Here is a 16,763-nt window from a genome sequence, read left to right on the forward strand (position 1 = left end):
GGAAGAAGACCCGTCCGATCAGGCTCAGAACGGGGTTGCCCAGGTAGCGGTGCAGGAACGGCATGGCGCCGGGTGCGATTCCGCCCTTGAAACGGTTGCCCATGACCAGGTCGGCGCCGGCGCGCAGGCGGGCGAGGAACGGGTCCAGGCTGGAAAAATCGTAACTCTCGTCGCTGTCGCCCACGACGACGAAGCGGCCGTTGGCGGACCGGATGCCGGCTGCAAGGGCGGCGCCATAGCCACGTTCGGGCACTTGGACGACGCGCGCGCCGGCTTCGCGGGCGAGCGATTGCGACCCATCGGTCGATCCGTTGTCGGCGACCACCACCTCACCGGTGATGCCGGAACAGGTCAGGAACGCCTTCGCTTGCGCGACGCACCGTGCGACGGTGCGGGCCTCGTTGAGGCAGGGCATGAGGATGGTGAGTTCCATGGGGAGGATGAAAAAGGAGCGGCCGAGGCCGCTCCTTTAGACAGATCCTGGAGAAATCCGGCTCTGTGTAGTGAGCTTACGCTCAGCCGCCGCGGCAGGAGCCCGGCAGGTACTTCGACGGGATCGTCGTGCCCGTGCCACCGCAGATCCACTTGCCGATGGCCGTGCCGATGGTCGGGGCGGTGCCGCCGGTCGCCGCTTGCGGGATCAGGGTCAGCTCCTTGCCGTCGACGTCGGAGCCAATGCCGGTGTTGGCCGTCACGGTGATCACGCCGGTGTCGCCCTTGGTGGCGACCTTGGTCACGTAACGGCTCACCGTCGACGTGGTGTTCTCGCAGCCGAAGCCGTTGTCCGAAGCCAGCGACGTGGCGGACTGGAAGTACTCCGTGATCGAGGTGCGGCAGCCGGATGCGGCCAGGATCAGTTCAGAGACCTTGGCACGCTTGGTGTAGTCCTGGTAAGCGGGCAGCGCGACGGCGGCCAGAATGCCGATGATCGCGACCACGATCATCAGTTCGATCAGGGTGAAACCCTTTTGCAGTTGACGCTTCATGAAAAACTCCGGTTGTTGATGAGAAGAAGCAACCAGGTAGTGCAAGTGCTGTGCCAAGGCGTTTCGTGAACTTATCGGCACTTGCGGGGCGAAAACGGAGCCTGGCCTGACAGGCGTGTCGGACGTTCTGACAAACCTGTCAGACGCCTACTTGATGCAGACCGAGCGGACCTGCTTCAGGTCGGTCAGGCCCATCATGATCTTTTCCATGCCGTCCATCTTCAGCGTGCGCATTCCGCTGCCGACGGCCGACACGAAGATGTCGGCGACGCGGGCGCGCTCCTGGATCAGCTTCTTGACGTCTTCGTCGGCGATCAGCAGCTCGTGCAGGCCGACCCGACCCTTGTAGCCCGTCTTGTTGCAGCTGTCGCAGCCGGCCGCGCGGTAGAACTTCAGCCGGCCCTCGCCGCCGCCATACAGTTCGATCCAGCTTTCGAGAAGCTTTTGCTCCTCGCCGCGGCGGTCGACCTTCCAGACGGCGGTGTGCTGCAAGTCCTGCGCGTACTCGGCCAGGAAGGTGCGGATTTCGGCCTGGTCGGGAAAATAGCTTTCCTTGCAGTCGCACAGGCGCTTGGCCAGTCGCTGCGCCAGCATGCCGAGCAGCGCATCGGCGAAGTTGAACGGGTCCATGCCCATGTCCAGCAGGCGCGTGATGGACTCGGGCGCCGAGTTGGTGTGCAGCGTCGAGAACACCAAGTGCCCGGTGAGCGAGGCTTCCACGCCCATCGCCACGGTTTCCTTGTCGCGTGACTCGCCGACCATGATGATGTCCGGGTCGGCGCGCAGGAAGGCTCGCATCACCAGCGCGAAATCGATGCCGGCCTTCTTGTTCACCTGCACCTGGCGCAAGCCCTTCTGGGTGATTTCCACCGGGTCTTCGGCCGTCCAGATCTTGGTGTCGGGCGTGTTCAGGAACTTGAGCACCGAGTGCAGCGTCGTCGTCTTGCCGGAGCCGGTGGGGCCACAGACGTAGAACAGGCCGTAGGGCTTGCTGACCGTCTTTTCCAGGTTCACCCGGTTGTGCGGCGTCAGCCCCAGCTTCTCCAGCGGGATCGGCTCGCCGGCCGCCAGGATCCGCATCACCACGTCCTCGACGCCGCCGGCCGACGGGATGGTGGCCACCCGCAGCTCGATGTCCAGGGGGCCGTACTTCTTGAACTTGATCTTGCCGTCCTGCGGCTTGCGCTTTTCGGAGATGTCCAGGTCGCACATGATCTTCAGCCGGGTGACCATCGCCTGGCGAAAGTGCGAGGGCACCTCGATGTAGGGGATCAGCGAGCCGTCGATGCGAAACCGGATCCCGGTCTTGGCCTTGCCTGGCAATGGCTCGATGTGGATGTCCGAGGCGCGCTGGTTGTAGGCGTCGACGATGATGCGGTTGACGAACTTGACCAGCTCGTTGTCGGCGGCGGCCGATTCGAGCGAGCCTTCCTCGGCCTCGTCGTCCATCGGGCCGCTCAGGTCGGCCAGCATGTCCTCGACCGAGTCGCCCGCGTCGATCGCGCCCCACAGCTGCGCCACCGTCTCCTCGAAGTCGGCCTGCGTCGTCACGCGCCAGGCGAACTTGCTGGTGCGCGGGAAGATCTGCGGCAGGATGCGCGAGTTGCGCACCGCCTCCGGGTCGACGCACATCACCACCAGACCGTCCGGGGACTCCTCCAGCGGCACCCAGCCCTGCTCGGTGATGAAATCGCGCTTGAGCGCGCCCACCAGCGCCTCCAGGCGGATGCGGCCGCTGTTGAACGGCTCGTACGGCACGCCGAAGAACTTCGACAGCGACGGGCCGATCTGCGCTGCCCGGATCGAATAGTCCGCCATCAGCACGCGCTCGACCGGCTGCGCCGCTTCGCGCGCCTTCTTCACCGCCCGCACCAGCTCGTCCGGCGTCATCACGCCGTCCGCCACCAGGCCGTCGTACTTGGTCGCCTTGCGGCGGGCGCCGTCCTCGGCCCGCTGCATGCGCTGGCGGATCGCCGTGGCCAGCGTCTTGCACAGCTGGGTGGCGCCTTCGAGCTCGAGGTCGCCGAACGGCTGGTCGCTCTTGTTGTTGATGACCTGCAGCACGCCGTGCAGCACCTCGCCGTCGAGGATGGGCAGCACCAGCATCTGCTTGGTGCGGTAACCCGAGCGCTTGTCGACTTCCTGCAGGAAGGTCAGGGCCCGGTGGATCCGCTTGAGGGCCTCGTCGTCGTAGACGTCGGCGATGTTGACCAGCTGCCGTGCCATCGCGACGTAGCCCGCGATCGACTGCGGGCTGATCGGCAGCTTCAGGTCGCGGCTGGTGTTCAGGCCGGTCTTGACCTTGGAGATGATGGCGCTGCGGTCTTCGTTGATCGCGTACAGCGTCAGGCGGTCGGCGTTGAACAGCTTGCAGATGTCCTGGCTGGACTCAAGCATGATCTCCGCGATGTCTTCGGTGGCGTGGATCCTGGTGGTGACGGCCTGCAGCTGGCGGTAGAACAGCGCCTCGAACAAGACGCCGCGCTTGTCCGGCGGCAGCTGCTGCGAATTGAGGAATTCCTCCTCGGTATCGCGTTTCAGAACTGCGCTCACAGCTCGAATTCCTGTCCCGCGCGCAGCCAGCGGATGTCATGCGTCACGTTGAGGCCGAAGGGTTGCGTCTGGTCGAACTTCTGGATCTCCGCCATGATCAGTTCGGTTTCGGCCGGCTTGGTGTGCGTGATGTAGATCGGGAACAGCCTGCCCTTGTCGATGCAATCGAGCTCCTCGGCCAGCGCCAGCGGCGACAGGTGCAGGCTGCGGTGGGCCAGGTCCTGCTCGCGGTTGCTGAAGGCCGTCTCGATCACCAGCGCGGCGACGTCCATCTGGTTCAGGCGGCGCCAGAACGCCGGGTTGCGTTCGGTGTCGCCAGTGAACACCCAGGCGCCGTCGGCGCCGCTGACGGCATAGCCGCAGGCCGGCACCGTGTGCACGGCCGGCAGCACCTCGATGGTCTTGCCGTTCAACTCCAGCAGCTGGCCCACCTGGATTTCGTGGAAGCTGATGAACGGCGAATGCGGCGACGGGATCCGGCTGAAGTCGGGCCAGATCACGTTGTTGAAGATGTGCGCCTGCAGCGCCGCGATGGTCCCGGGCAGGGCCGAGATGCGGATCGGCGCGGTCAGTTGCGAGGCGACGGCGTCGATCATCAGGGGCAGCGCCGCGATGTGGTCGAGGTGGGAGTGCGTCAGCAGCACGTGCCGGATGCGGCGCATCTCGTCGAGCGTGAGGTCCCCCACGCCGGTGCCGGCGTCGACCAGCACGTCATCGCCCACCAGGAAGGACGTGGTCCTGCAGTCCTTGGCGATCGCGCCGGAACAACCCAGCACACGCACCTTCATGGGATCAGCCTCGACCGAGCCGCCGCAAGGAGGCTGAAGCCCCCCCGGGAGGCAGCGAACGCGTGTGAGCGTGGGGGCTCATTTCAGCCTTTTGGTTTATTTCGTCTCGAAGTTGGTCGCGCCGTCCCAGGTGGGGTCGAATGGCAGCAATCTCATCGAGGCTACACGTTCGGCGTACAGCTCGTAAAGGTATTTTTTGGCGTTCAGGCGTTGCAGGTTGAGCATGTACAGATCGCACTGTTCCCACTCCTGGTTCCGGTAAGCCTTCAGGAAAGCCGCCCAGGTGCGCAACTGGTCGCCCAGGGCCTTGTCCATGCCTTCGGCCGGCGCCAGCGGAGTGAAGATGCCCACCGCCTGCTCCTTGCCCTTGACCCGCACCCGGTCCAGTTCCTGCCAGACGAATTCCGGCGCCGCCTTGCGGGCCGTCTCGCTGGCCACGATTTCCACACCGTACGCCTTGGACAGCCCCTCGAGCCGGGAGCCGAGGTTGACCGCGTCGCCGATCACCGTGTAGCTGCGGCGAATGTCCGAGCCCATGTCGCCCACGCACATGGTGCCGGTGTTCAGCCCGATGCCGACCCCGATCTCCGGCAGCCCCTTGGCGCGGTGCTCCTCGTTGATCTGCCGCATCGCCTCGGACATCTGCATCGCGCACTTGGTGGCCAGCGCCGCGTGCCCGGGGGTCTCCACCGGCGCTCCCCAGAAGGCCATGACACAGTCGCCCATGTACTTGTCGATGGTGCCGCGGTTGGAGCGGATCAGGCCCGTCAGCCGGCTGAACACCGAGTTGAGCAGCTCCTGCAGCTGCGTCGGCTCCATTCGCTCGGACATCTTGGTAAAGCCGCGCATGTCGCAGAACATCACTGTCAGCTCCTTGCTGGCCGCCTTCATGCTGTAGCTGTCGGGGTCCTTGACCATCTCGTCGACCAGCTCCGGCGGCACGTAGGTGCCGAACAGGTTGGCCAGATCGCGCTTGTGGCGGCTCTCCACGAAGTAGCCGTAACTCATGTTCAGGGCGAAGGCCAGGCCCGCCATCGCCAGCGCCGAGGCCAGCGGCAGCACCAGCCCCTGCCCCAGGAACAGGTAGAAGTTCAGCGCCACCACCAGGGCCACGACGCCGGCGCTGACCAGCACGGCGACGCTGGCGGACAGCAGCGGCAACGAGAACGCCAGCGCCAGGCCGGCCGCCAGCAGCAGCGCCACTTCGTAGCCGATCGCGTAGTCCGGCTTGACCAACACCTTGCCGTCCAGCAGCGCGGAGATCACGTTGGCGTGCGTCTCCACCCCGGGATAGGTTTCGCCCACCGGCGTCACCCGCAGATCGAGCAGGCCGGGCGCGGTGGTGCCCACCAGCACGATCTTGTCCTTCAGGCTGCCGGCGGGCAGCCGCTTGGCCAGCACGTCGGTCGCCGAGACGTAGCGAAACGAGCCGCCGCCGGCGCCGCCCGGGCCGCGGTACGGCACCAGCGCCGCCACCCGGTCGTCGACCGGGATGGAGAGCGATTTGCCGCCCAGGCGCAGGTCGATGCTTTCCAGCCCGGTGTAGCCACGCCCGGAGATCCCTTCCCTGGGAAAGCCCGGATGGACCGTCGGCATGCCCATCATCGCCCGGTACATGGCCAGCGACAGGGCCTCGTAGAAGGCGCCCTTGTACTCGGCCACCAGCGGGATCGAGCGCACCTTGCCGTCGCCGTCGGTGATCGAGTTGAAGTAGCCCGCCAGCGGCGCCGCGCCGGCGATCTGCCCGATGTTGGAGCCGAAGCCGTTCCAGCTGGTGAAGGCGATGCGGCGCCCTTGCAGGCTCTCGCGCGTCATCACCGGCGCCGGCAGCACGCCGTTGGTGCGGCCTTCGCGATCGCTGGTGAAGTAGTAGCCCAGGACGACCGGACGCTGTTGCAGCGCCCGGGCAAAGGTGGCGTCGTAGTCCAGGCTGGCCTGCAGCCGCGCGAGGCGCTCGCCGAAGCCGGGCGCGTCCTTGAGTTCGCCCTGCGCCAGCTGCCGCAGGCGCTTGAGGCCCGAGCTTTCGTCGGGCTCGGCGAACACCACGTCGAAGCCGAGCAGCGCCACCTGCTGGCGGTCGAACAGTTCGTCCACCAGCTGCGCCAGCCGGTTGCGGGCCCAGGGCCAGCGGCCGACCTCGGACAGGCTCTTTTCGTCGATGTCGACGATCACCACGCGCTCGTCCAGCGTCCTGGGCATGGTCGCCCGCAGTCGGCCGTCGTAGATGATGTCGTCGAGCCGCTGCAGCACGCCGATGGGCAGCACGTTGATCGCGTGCAGCAACGCGAACACCAGCGGCACCAGGGTGATCGCGATGCGTGACCAGTGTCTGGAAAGCAAGTTCAGCTTGGCAAACTCGTGGCGAGCGGCGCCGCGCCGCGGCGGTCAGTCGACCTGGAGGAACTGCATCTGGGTGCCGGCCAGCTCCAGCATGTCCCCGTCCTTGAGGATCACCGGTTCGGGGCCGATGGCGGCACCGTTCAGCGTGGGCTTGTTGGAGCCTTCGACATGGGCGACCACGAAGCCGTGCGAGCGCCTGGTGATGGCGGCGACCGCCACCCCCGGCTTGCCGATGGTGGTGACCACCTTGACCAGCGGCACCTCGCGGCCGGCCGCGGCCCCGGACAGCACCTTGATGCTGGCATGGTGGGCGGCGTCGGCGCCCACCATCACGGTGGCCGACGGCATGCCGGCCGCGGCGACAATGCCAGGCACCGGGGCGGCCGGTTTCGGCATCGGCGGCACCATTCCCGCCTTCATGATCATGGTCTTTTCGAACGTGGCGCCCGGCACCTCGTTGATGAACTTGATCTTGTATTTGCCGATCTCGACCGTGTCGTTGTTCTGCAACAGCTGCTTCTTCACGGCCTTGCCGTTGACGTAAGTGCCGTTGGTGCTGTTCAGGTCTTCGAGGTAGACCTCGTTGCCGGTCAGCTGCAGCACCGCGTGCTCGCCGCTCACCGCGAGGTTGTCGATGACGATGTCGTTGTACGGCCGGCGCCCCAGCGTCGTGCGGTCCTTCGTCAGCTGAACTTCCTTGATGACGACACCGTCGATCGAAACGATCATTTTCGGCATGGTCGACTCCTGTTGTGAATGCAAGACCGCTTGACCCGTAGCCCGGGAACTATTGACCCAGCCAGCGCGAGATCAATCCGCGCTTCCTGGTGCCGCTGTTGGCCAGGGCCAGCAGCACCGAGATGTTGTCCCGGCCTCCATTGGCGTTGGCGCCGTCCACCAGCTGCACCGCTTTCTCCTCCAGCGTGCCGGGTGCCGCCAGGATGCGCGCGATCGCGCCATCGTCGAGCATATCCGACAGGCCATCCGAACACATGAGATACAGATCGCCGGGCTCCACGCGGTGCTCGTTGACCTCCAGCAGGACGGCGTCCTCGACCCCCAGCGCCCGTGTCACCAGGTTTTTGTTGGTCGAGGTGGCCGCCTGCTCCGGCGTGATCAGCCCGGCGTCCATCTGCTCTTGCAGCAGCGAATGGTCCTTGGTGATCTGGTCGAGCGCGCCGGCGCGCAGGCGATAGCAGCGGGAGTCGCCGATGTGCCCCAGCATCAGCCGGCCGTCCTGGAACACGCCCACCACCAAGGTGGTGCCCATGCCGCTGTACTGCGGGTTGGAATTGGCGGCGTTGAAGATCGAGCGGTTGGCGTTGTCGACGCAGATCTCCATCGCCCGGCGCACTTCGCGGCCGTTGGCGTGCCGGCCGGCCTGCGCCAGCCAGCGCCCGAGTTCCGACTTGATGAAGGTCGTGGCCATGCCGCTGGCGATCTCGCCGGCGTTGTAGCCACCCATGCCGTCCGCCAGAATGCCCAGGCGGGTCGGCTCGTCGAAGGTGACGGAATCCTCGTTGTTTTCGCGGGCAAGTCCGGGATCGGTGCGGAGGCAAAACTCGTAGTTCATAGTTCGCGGGTCAAGGCTCCTGGCCGGTCTTGCCGCCGCCGGCCGGGGGCGTATCCGCCGGCTTGTGCATCACAGACGTCTGGTCGAACTGCGCTGGCGCCGCCGGCGCCGGTCCTTCGTTCTGGGCCGCATCATAGCCGGGCAGGACGATGCCGGGCACAGTTGCGGCGATTCGGGCACCCACAGGTTGCGCGGATGCGAAGGCGATCGTGCGGAACGCCACGGTCCGATCGTTGGCCGCCCGGGCGCCAGCGGGGGCGGTCGACCGGGGCGCGGCGGCGGCCGGGGCGGCGTCGCCCGAAAGGCCCGCCAGCACGGCCCGCAGGTCCTGCGCGAAGGCGTCGCCATCCTGGTAGCGCTCTTGCGGCTTCTTGGCCAGGCCCTTGGCCAGCAGCTCGGCCAGCCGATCGGGCAGGTCGCGCCGGACCAGGCGCGGGTCGGGCGCCTCGCCGTTGGCGATCTTGTACATCAGCTCGGCCATCGAGTCACCGCGGAACGGCAGCACGCCGGTCAGCAGCTGGAACAGCATCACGGCCAGCGAGTACAGGTCGGAGCGGCCGTCCACCTTCTTGCCGGCGATCTGCTCGGGCGACATGAAGCTGGGCGTGCCCAGCACCAGCCCGGTCCTGGTTTTGCTGGAGTCGGTGATGCGGGCGATGCCGAAGTCGGTGACCTTGACGGTGTCCGAATCGAACTCGTACATGATGTTGGCCGGCTTGATGTCGCGGTGCACCACGCTCTGCCGGTGCGCGTAGGCCAGCGCTTCGGCCACCCGCGCCACGATGCTGAGCACCTTGGGCACCGGCAGCAGGTTGCCGTCCTTGCAGAAGTCGACCAGATCGCGGCCCTTGAGGAACTCCATGGCGATGTAGGCCAGGTCGTGCTCCTCGCCGGCATCGAAGATTGTCACGATGTTCTGGTGCTGCAGGCGGCCGGCGGTCTCGGCCTCGCGGAAGAACCGCTCGCGCGCGTCGTTCAGCTCCTCACCTTCGAACTCCTGCGACAGCGCCATCGTCTTGATCGCCACCACCCGGCCGATCTTTGGGTCCTTGCCAAGGTAGACCACGCCCATGGCGCCCTTGCCCAGTTCCTTGTCGACCTGGTAGCGGCCCAGCATCGGCTTTTCGACTCCGCCGCCGTCCAGCAGCATGGTGCCGCCTGGATGGCTGCCGCCGCCACCCAGGATCACGGTCTCGGACAGGTTCCTGGCCCGATTGAGCTTGGTTTCCAGGTCCTTGTACTTGCGGTTGTCGGCCGCCATGTGCTCGTAGACCGCCTGCGCCTTGTTGAACTGGCGCTTGCGCTCGAAGTCCATCGCCAGGTTGTACAGGTTGGCCATCACCTCGTCGTTGACCGGCACCCGGCGGAAGCGATCGAACGCCATGTCCAGCTGGCCTTGCCCTTGCAGCGCCAGACCCATCATGCGGTTGGTCTCGGCCGACTCCTCGTCCGACTTGAGCTTGCCTGCTTCCGTGACCAGGAAGCGCTTGGTTGTCAGCGCCAGGTGCCCGATCAGCAGCAGCGTGGCCGGGAACACCGTCTGCAGCCAGGTGGAGGCACCCACCAGCAGGCCGAACTCGATGCCCAGCAACGCCACGAACAGCGCCGCCGTGACGGTGCCCGCTATGCCGGCCGACAGCCGCGGCAGGACCGCGATGATGTAGCTGGCCACCAGCAGGAACACCGCCGCCATCGCCAGCACGCCCCAGGACGGCTGCACGATGAAATGCTCGCCCAGGATGCTGGAGGTGATGTGGGCCATCATTTCCACCGGCGCCAGCGCCGCGTAACCGGGCGCCGGAAAGCTGTTGCCGACGCCGGCGGCCGTCGGGCCGATCAGCACGATCTTGTCGGTGTACTTGGTCGCCGGGATCCTGCCGGACAGCACGTCGTAGAAGGAATCGACGGCGAAGGCCGGCTTGCCGCCCTGGCCCTTGTAGAACTGCGGCAACATCCGGGCCGCCTCGTCGGTGCGCACCCGCAGCTTGCCGACCTGCACCGACTCGCCCAGGTTCAGCTTGATGTCCGCGACGCCGAGGTTCAGGCTGTGGGCGGCGGCCAGCAGCGCCATCGAGGGCAGCGCCTTGCCGTAGTAGTTGACCAGCATCGGCTCGACCCGCACCGCGCCGTCGACGTCGTTGAGCTGGTTCAGGTGGCCGATGCCGGCGGCCGCATCGCCGATCAGGTCGATCGGCTGCTGGGTGCTCAGGGCGGCCATGGAGAACGCGTGGTGTTCGTCCAGCGCACCCTTCAGGGCGGCGGCGGACAGCGGCTTGTCGGCCTTGCCTTGCGGCTCGCCCAGCACGAACAGCGAGGGTGTCAGCACGTTGCCGGCCCGGGCCATGCTGGCCGCCAGCTTGCCATCGGTGTCGAGGGCCTGCTCGGCTTCGGTGATGAGCTTGCCGACCTTGGCGGCCGGCTGGGTTGCCTCGGCCGGCAAGGCCTGCTTGATCTTGCGGATGTAGCCCAGCCCGCGGTCGGCCTGCGGCTCGAAGAAGAAGGCGGTGTGGACGACGGTCCTGGCCTTGGCGGCGGCCAGCTTGTCGATCAGCTCGGCGTGGACGTCACGCGGCCACGGCCAGCGCCCGATGTTGGCGATGCTCTGGTCGTCGATCGCGATGATGGCGATCCGGTCGGACGGCTGGCGGCTGTTGCTGGTGCTGGCGAAGTCGTAATAACGCCGCTCCAGGGTTCCGACGAAATCGGTCGCCTGGTTCAGGATGATCACGGCCAGGACCACGAGCACACCCACGAACCAGTCGGTGCGCCAGAACTTCCCGCGCCTTGCAGATGCCGAAGAGACCACTTTCCCGCCTTTGCCGGACCGTTGCGGCCCCCCGCTGTCGAAATTGACAGTCACGCATGCCCGCGCCGCCTGGGTCAGGGGCGCGGGCCACTTGCGTTGACGGTAGCAGAGGCCCTCGCCACGGACAAGCTACTTTGCCCCGGACCTTCTACTTTTTGTTGCAAATCCGCGAGACAGGCTCAGGGCGCGGCGGTCGGCACCTGTTTGCGAGGCAGCAGCTTGCCGATCGCCAGCACCAGCAGCGCGCCAAAGGCGGCGGCGCCGTACTCCCAGGCCTTGGAGGCGGGCAGGTAAGGCTTGAGGCCCGGGTCGGTGAAGATCATCTGGCCGGCGATCCAGCCCAGCAGCATGCCGCCCAGCACGATGATGATCGGGAACCGGTCCATCAGCTTGAGCACAATCTGGCTGCCAGCCACGATGATGGGGATCGACACCAGCAGGCCGAAGATCACCAGCGGCAGCTGATGCTGGCCCGCGCTTTCGGCGGCGCCGGCGATGGCCAGCACGTTGTCGACGCTCATTACCAGGTCGGCGATGATCACCGTCTTGACGGCCGCCCACAGCTTGTCGCTCGACTGGATGTTGCCGTGCTCGTCGTGGTCGTCCTGCGGCAGCAGCAGCTTGACGCCGATCCAGACCAGCAGAATGCCGCCGACCAACTTCAGGTACGGGACCGACAGCAGGGCCAGTGCGAAGGCGATCAGAACGACCCGCAGCACGATGGCGCCCATGGTGCCGTAGATGATGCCCAGCTTGCGCTGCTTGGGCGGCAAGCCGCGGCAGGCCAGCGCGATCACGACCGCGTTGTCACCGCCGAGCAGGATGTCGATCAGGATGATCTGGCCCACCGCGACCCAGAAGGCCGGGGTGAGGAATTCCATGAAGTCCATTGCTTGTGTGCCTGTTGTTCTAAAACGAAAGAGCCGATTGTCGGTCAGGACAATCGGCTCCGGGGCGTGGCTGCCCCCGGTCTTACAGAAGTGCCTTGAGCAGCTTGGCCATCTCGGACGGGTTGCGGGTCACCTTGAAGCCGCACTCTTCCATGATCGCCAGCTTGGCATCGGCCGTGTCGGCGCCGCCCGAGATCAGCGCGCCGGCGTGGCCCATGCGCTTGCCGGGAGGGGCGGTGACGCCGGCGATGAAGCCGACGACGGGCTTTTTCATGTTGTCCTTGCACCAGCGGGCGGCTTCCGCCTCGTCCGGGCCGCCGATCTCGCCGATCATGATCACCGCGTCGGTTTCCGGATCGTCGTTGAAGGCCTGCATCACGTCGATGTGCTTCAACCCGTTGATCGGGTCGCCGCCGATGCCCACGGCGCTGGACTGGCCAAGACCGATTTCGGTCAGCTGTGCCACGGCTTCATAGGTCAGCGTGCCGGAGCGCGAGACCACGCCGATCCGGCCCTTGCGGTGGATATGGCCGGGCATGATGCCGATCTTGATCTCGTCGGGCGTGATCAGGCCGGGGCAGTTGGGGCCCAGCAGCAGCGTCTTTTTGCCGCCCCGAGCTTCCTTTTGCTTCATACGGTTGCGCAGCTCCAGCATGTCGCGCACCGGGATGCCTTCGGTGATGCAGATCGCCAGGTCCAGGTCGGCCTCGACGGCTTCCCAGATGGCGGCGGCGGCGCCGGCTGGCGGCACGTAGATCACGGACACCGTGGCGCCGGTTTCCTTGGCCGCTTCCTTGACCGAACCGTAGATCGGGATGCCGAAGATCTTCTCGCCGGCCTTCTTCGGGTTCACGCCGGCCACGAAGCATTCCTTGCCGTTCGCGTATTCCTGGCACTTTTCCGTGTGGAACTGGCCGGTCTTGCCGGTGATGCCCTGGGTGATGACCCGGGTGTCCTTGTTGATGTAGATCGACATGTCTGTTTCCTTAGGCTTGCTTCACCGCAGCGACAACCTTCTGCGCCGCATCGGCCATGGTGTCCGCGCTGATGATGGGCAGGCCCGACTCGGCCAGCATCTTCTTGCCCTGTTCCTCGTTGGTGCCCTTCATGCGCACCACCAGCGGCACCTGCAGGTTCACGGCCTTGCAGGCGGTGATGATGCCGGTGGCGATGGTGTCGCACTTCATGATGCCGCCGAAGATGTTGACCAGAATCGCCTTGACCTTGGGGTTCTTGAGCATGATCTTGAAGGCCTCGGTCACCTTCTCCGGGGTGGCGCCGCCGCCCACGTCCAGAAAGTTGGCCGGCTCCGCGCCGAACAGCTTGATGGTGTCCATGGTGGCCATGGCCAGGCCTGCGCCGTTGACCAGGCAGCCGATGTTGCCGCCCAGCGAGATGTAGGCCAGGTCGAACTTGGATGCTTCGATCTCCGCCGGGTCTTCCTCGTCGAGGTCGCGCAGCGCGACGATCTCGGGATGGCGAAACAGCGCGTTGCTGTCGAAGTTGAACTTGGCGTCCAGCGCCTTGATGCCGCCGCCGCCTTCCAGGATCAACGGGTTGATCTCGACCAGCGAGGCGTCCGTGTCCATGTAGATCTTGTACAGCTTCTTGAGCACGTCCACGGCCGCGGCGGTGGAGCCGGCAGGCACGCCGATGCCGTTGGCCAGTTCGGTCGCGTCACCGTCCGTCATGCCGGCCAGCGGATCGACGAACACCTTGATGATCTTCTCGGGCGTGGCGTGCGCCACTTCCTCGATGTCCATGCCGCCTTCGCTGGACGCCATGAAGGCGACCTTCTGCGACTCGCGGTCCGTCACGGCGGACACGTAATATTCCTTCTTGATGTCGGCGCCATCTTCGATGAGCAGGCGGCGCACCTTCTGGCCTTCGGGGCCGGTCTGGTGGGTCGTCAGCTGCATGCCCAGGATTTCCCCAGCCAGCTTCCTGACCTCGTCGACCGAGCGGGCCAGCTTGACGCCGCCGCCCTTGCCGCGGCCGCCAGCGTGAATCTGCGCCTTGACGACCCAGACCGGCCCGCCCAGCTTCTGCGCCGCTTCCACGGCTTCCTGCACGGTGAATGCCGGGATGCCGCGCGGGACCGGGACGCCGAAATTGCGCAAGATCTCCTTGCCTTGGTACTCGTGGATCTTCATGAGGTGTCTCTCGGGAGTCGATTCGGGTGGAGCTGCGTCAAGGGGCGCCGACATTCAGGCCGCGCAGCAGAGCGCAGCCTTCAACTGTATCATGCTGCAATGCACCATCCCTGCCTGTCCCACAGTGGCGGGAGCTGCCTTTGAACAGGAATTGACGATGCCCAAGGTCTTCATCGACGGCGAAGCCGGAACCACCGGCCTGCTGATCCGCGAGCGGCTCCAGACCATGCCCGAGGTGGAAGTGGTCAGCATCGCGCCGGACAAGCGCAAGGATCCGCAGGCCAAGCGCGAACTGATGGCGGGCGTCGACCTGGTCGTCTTCTGCCTGCACGACGACGCGGCACGCGAATCGGCCGCCATGATCGACGCCATCGGCCACGCCGGCGGCAACAAGCCCCGCATCATCGATGCGTCGAGCGCGCACCGCACGGCCGACGGCTGGGTGTTCGGCTTTCCCGAGCTGGCGCCGGGCCAGCGCGAGGCGGTGGCCAAGGCCGAACGGGTGAGCAACCCTGGCTGCTACGCCACCGGCGCCATCGCGCTGGTGCGGCCGCTGGTCGACGCCGGCATGCTGCCCACCGATTACCCCGTGGTGCTGCCTTCGGTCAGCGGCTATTCGGGCGGCGGCCGCGCCATGATCGAGGCCTACGAAGGCGGCAAGGCGCCGGCCTTCGAGCTGTATGCGCTGGGTCTGCAGCACAAGCACCTGCCGGAGATCATGAAGTACACCGGCCTGGTGCGGCGGCCGATCTTCGTTCCGGCGGTCGGCAACTTCAAGCAGGGCATGCTGGTGCAGTTGCCGCTGCACCTGAACACGCTGCCGGGCAAGCCGACGCCCGACGACGTGGAGAACGTGCTGCGCCGCCACTACCAGGGCAGCGAATGGGTGACGGTGGCGGAGCCGACGGCGGACGGCAAGCTGCAGCCCGAGGCGCTGAACGACACCAACAGGATGGAGCTGCGCGTGTATCGCAACATGGACTACTCGCACGTGGTGCTGGTGGCGCGGCTGGACAACCTGGGCAAGGGCGCCAGCGGGGCGGCGGTGCAGAACCTGAAGCTGATGCTTTCACTTTGAAACGCTGCGGGCTTCCAAAGCGGCCTGATCAGTTGGGGCGTTCGTCGTCGTCCGGCGAGTTCAGCACCTTGCGGATCACCTCGCCGCCGAACCCGCGCGCGGCCAGGAAGCGCCCTTGCTTGGCCCGCTGCGCCGCATCCGCCGGCAGCTCGCCAAAGCGCCTGCGCCAGACCTCGCGGGCCCGCTCGAACTCGGTGGCACGCAGGCCGGCCACGGCGGCCGCCACCTTCTCGGCGTCCAGCCCCTTGGCCTGCAGTTCCTGCCTGATGCGGCCGGCGCCGAGCCGGCCGGCGCGCCGGTGCAGCACCGAATCGACCACCCGCTGCTCGTTGATGAAGTCCTTGGCCTGCAGTTCGTCCAGGGCCTGCTTCAACGTGCCGGGCTCTTCCTCGTGGCTGGCCAGCTTGCGCTCCAGCTCCTGGCGCGAATGCTCGCGCCCGGCCAGCAGCCGCAGCGCACGACCCTTCAGCGAGGGCTTGGCAAAGCCCATGCGGCGCTATTCGGCGGTGGTGACGACGTCGGCCGGCAGCAGCGGGATTTCCAGCGACACGCGCACCTTGTTCTCGATTTCGCGGGCCAGCTCCCGGTTTTCGCGCAGGAACTCGCGGCAGTTGTCGCGGCCCTGGCCGATCTTCTCGCCGTTGTAGGCGTACCAGGCGCCGGATTTTTCCAGCACGCCGGCGCCCACGCCCAGGTCGATGATCTCGCCCTCGCGGCTGATGCCCTCGCCGAACAGGATGTCGAACTCCGCCGTCTTGAACGGGGGCGCCACCTTGTTCTTGACCACCTTGACCTTGGTCTCGTTACCGATCGCCTCCTCGCCCTTCTTGATGGTGCCGGTGCGGCGGATGTCCAGACGGACCGAGGCGTAGAACTTCAGCGCGTTGCCGCCGGTGGTGGTTTCCGGGCTGCCGAACATCACGCCGATCTTCATGCGGATCTGATTGATGAAGATGACCATGCAGTTGGTCTTCTTGATCGAGGCCGTCAGCTTGCGCAGCGCCTGGCTCATCAGGCGGGCCTGCAGGCCGGGCAGCGAATCGCCCATCTCGCCTTCGATTTCCGCCTTGGGCACCAGCGCCGCCACCGAGTCGATCACGATCAGGTCGACCGCGCCGGAGCGCACCAGGCTGTCGACGATCTCCAGCGCCTGCTCGCCGGTGTCGGGCTGGCTGATCAGCAGGTCGGTCACCTTCACGCCCAGCTTCTGGGCGTACTGGATGTCCAGCGCGTGCTCGGCATCGACGAAGGCGCAGGTGCCGTTCTGGCGCTGCATCTCGGCGATGACCTGCAGCGTGAGCGTGGTCTTGCCCGACGACTCCGGGCCGTAGATCTCGACCACCCGGCCGCGCGGCAGGCCGCCGACACCCAAGGCGATGTCCAGGCCGAGCGAACCGGTGGAGACCACCTGGATGTCTTCGATCTTCTCGCCTTCGCCCAGCCGCATGATGGTGCCCTTGCCGAACTGCTTCTCGATCTGGGCCAGCGCGGCCTGCAAGGCCTTGGCCTTTTCGCTGTCCGGGCCGGCGATCTTCGTTCCTTTGACTTGGGCGTCCATCTTGGTTTCTCCTTGGGAATCAATAGGTTGGCGTTTTT

The 16,763-nt window shown here is 66.3% G+C and carries 14 protein-coding genes; 1 reads left to right on the forward strand and 13 read right to left on the reverse strand.

Features of this window, described 5'->3' with window-relative positions; translation table 11 throughout:
• From JWP65_RS10235 to sucC, 11 genes are all read right to left on the reverse strand, one after another.
• Positions 1–433 (reverse strand): glycosyltransferase family 2 protein (locus JWP65_RS10235; protein WP_299763339.1); only part of this gene is annotated, 433 nt, incomplete at its 3' end.
• 82 nt (positions 434–515) lie between these two features.
• Positions 516–986 (reverse strand): pilin, encoded by a 471-nt coding sequence (locus tag JWP65_RS10240; protein WP_299763341.1) that lies wholly within the window; start codon positions 984–986, stop codon positions 516–518.
• 147 nt (positions 987–1,133) lie between these two features.
• A complete protein-coding gene (locus JWP65_RS10245; protein ID WP_299763343.1) occupies positions 1,134–3,539 on the reverse strand; it encodes a GspE/PulE family protein in 2,406 nt (801 codons plus the stop codon).
• Positions 3,536–4,327, reverse strand: coding sequence for a 3',5'-cyclic-nucleotide phosphodiesterase (locus JWP65_RS10250; protein ID WP_299763345.1), 792 nt, complete (start codon positions 4,325–4,327; stop codon positions 3,536–3,538). The genes JWP65_RS10245 and JWP65_RS10250 overlap by 4 nt, the downstream gene beginning before the upstream one ends.
• Before the next feature lie 96 nt (positions 4,328–4,423).
• Positions 4,424–6,673 (reverse strand): CHASE2 domain-containing protein, encoded by a 2,250-nt coding sequence (locus tag JWP65_RS10255; protein ID WP_299763399.1) that lies wholly within the window; start codon positions 6,671–6,673, stop codon positions 4,424–4,426.
• Positions 6,674–6,712: 39 nt separating this feature from the next.
• Positions 6,713–7,405 carry an FHA domain-containing protein gene (locus JWP65_RS10260; RefSeq protein ID WP_299763347.1) on the reverse strand — a complete coding sequence of 231 codons (693 nt, stop codon included), beginning with the start codon at positions 7,403–7,405 and terminating at the stop codon, positions 6,713–6,715.
• 49 nt (positions 7,406–7,454) lie between these two features.
• Positions 7,455–8,240 (reverse strand): Stp1/IreP family PP2C-type Ser/Thr phosphatase, encoded by a 786-nt coding sequence (locus JWP65_RS10265; RefSeq protein WP_299763349.1) that lies wholly within the window; start codon positions 8,238–8,240, stop codon positions 7,455–7,457.
• Positions 8,241–8,250: 10 nt separating this feature from the next.
• Positions 8,251–10,992 carry a CHASE2 domain-containing serine/threonine-protein kinase gene (locus tag JWP65_RS10270; protein WP_299763351.1) on the reverse strand — a complete coding sequence of 914 codons (2,742 nt, stop codon included), beginning with the start codon at positions 10,990–10,992 and terminating at the stop codon, positions 8,251–8,253.
• 233 nt (positions 10,993–11,225) lie between these two features.
• Positions 11,226–11,936 carry a TerC family protein gene (locus JWP65_RS10275; protein WP_299763353.1) on the reverse strand — a complete coding sequence of 237 codons (711 nt, stop codon included), beginning with the start codon at positions 11,934–11,936 and terminating at the stop codon, positions 11,226–11,228.
• 82 nt (positions 11,937–12,018) lie between these two features.
• A complete protein-coding gene (sucD, locus tag JWP65_RS10280) occupies positions 12,019–12,912 on the reverse strand; it encodes a succinate--CoA ligase subunit alpha (protein ID WP_299763355.1) in 894 nt (297 codons plus the stop codon).
• A gap of 10 nt (positions 12,913–12,922) precedes the next feature.
• Positions 12,923–14,089, reverse strand: coding sequence for an ADP-forming succinate--CoA ligase subunit beta (gene sucC, locus JWP65_RS10285; protein ID WP_299763357.1), 1,167 nt, complete (start codon positions 14,087–14,089; stop codon positions 12,923–12,925).
• A 157-nt stretch (positions 14,090–14,246) separates the two neighbouring features.
• On the opposite strand from sucC, the gene argC reads away from it, so the two are divergent.
• Positions 14,247–15,167 carry an N-acetyl-gamma-glutamyl-phosphate reductase gene (gene argC / locus JWP65_RS10290; protein ID WP_299763359.1) on the forward strand — a complete coding sequence of 307 codons (921 nt, stop codon included), beginning with the start codon at positions 14,247–14,249 and terminating at the stop codon, positions 15,165–15,167.
• A 28-nt stretch (positions 15,168–15,195) separates the two neighbouring features.
• Here the strand turns inward: argC and recX are convergent, their stop codons facing one another.
• The gene (gene recX, locus JWP65_RS10295) at positions 15,196–15,657 is read right to left on the reverse strand and encodes a recombination regulator RecX (protein ID WP_299763361.1); all 462 of its coding nucleotides are present in this window, start codon (positions 15,655–15,657) and stop codon (positions 15,196–15,198) included.
• Positions 15,658–15,663: 6 nt separating this feature from the next.
• Positions 15,664–16,725 (reverse strand): recombinase RecA, encoded by a 1,062-nt coding sequence (recA, locus tag JWP65_RS10300; RefSeq protein WP_299763363.1) that lies wholly within the window; start codon positions 16,723–16,725, stop codon positions 15,664–15,666.
• Positions 16,726–16,763 lie beyond the last annotated feature (38 nt).

Source organism: Ramlibacter sp. (assembly GCF_028292805.1).
In the GTDB taxonomy this organism is placed as follows: domain Bacteria; phylum Pseudomonadota; class Gammaproteobacteria; order Burkholderiales; family Burkholderiaceae_C; genus Ramlibacter.

Coding starts and splice junctions, on each gene's coding strand:
- JWP65_RS10240 (WP_299763341.1), bottom strand. CDS start 986: ATGAAGCGTCAACTGCAAAAGGGTTTCACCCTGATCGAACTGATGATC.
- JWP65_RS10250 (WP_299763345.1), bottom strand. CDS start 4,327: ATGAAGGTGCGTGTGCTGGGTTGTTCCGGCGCGATCGCCAAGGACTGC.
- JWP65_RS10260 (WP_299763347.1), bottom strand. CDS start 7,405: ATGCCGAAAATGATCGTTTCGATCGACGGTGTCGTCATCAAGGAAGTT.
- JWP65_RS10265 (WP_299763349.1), bottom strand. CDS start 8,240: ATGAACTACGAGTTTTGCCTCCGCACCGATCCCGGACTTGCCCGCGAA.
- JWP65_RS10275 (WP_299763353.1), bottom strand. CDS start 11,936: ATGGACTTCATGGAATTCCTCACCCCGGCCTTCTGGGTCGCGGTGGGC.
- sucD (WP_299763355.1), bottom strand. CDS start 12,912: ATGTCGATCTACATCAACAAGGACACCCGGGTCATCACCCAGGGCATC.
- sucC (WP_299763357.1), bottom strand. CDS start 14,089: ATGAAGATCCACGAGTACCAAGGCAAGGAGATCTTGCGCAATTTCGGC.
- argC (WP_299763359.1), top strand. CDS start 14,247: ATGCCCAAGGTCTTCATCGACGGCGAAGCCGGAACCACCGGCCTGCTG.
- recX (WP_299763361.1), bottom strand. CDS start 15,657: ATGGGCTTTGCCAAGCCCTCGCTGAAGGGTCGTGCGCTGCGGCTGCTG.
- recA (WP_299763363.1), bottom strand. CDS start 16,725: ATGGACGCCCAAGTCAAAGGAACGAAGATCGCCGGCCCGGACAGCGAA.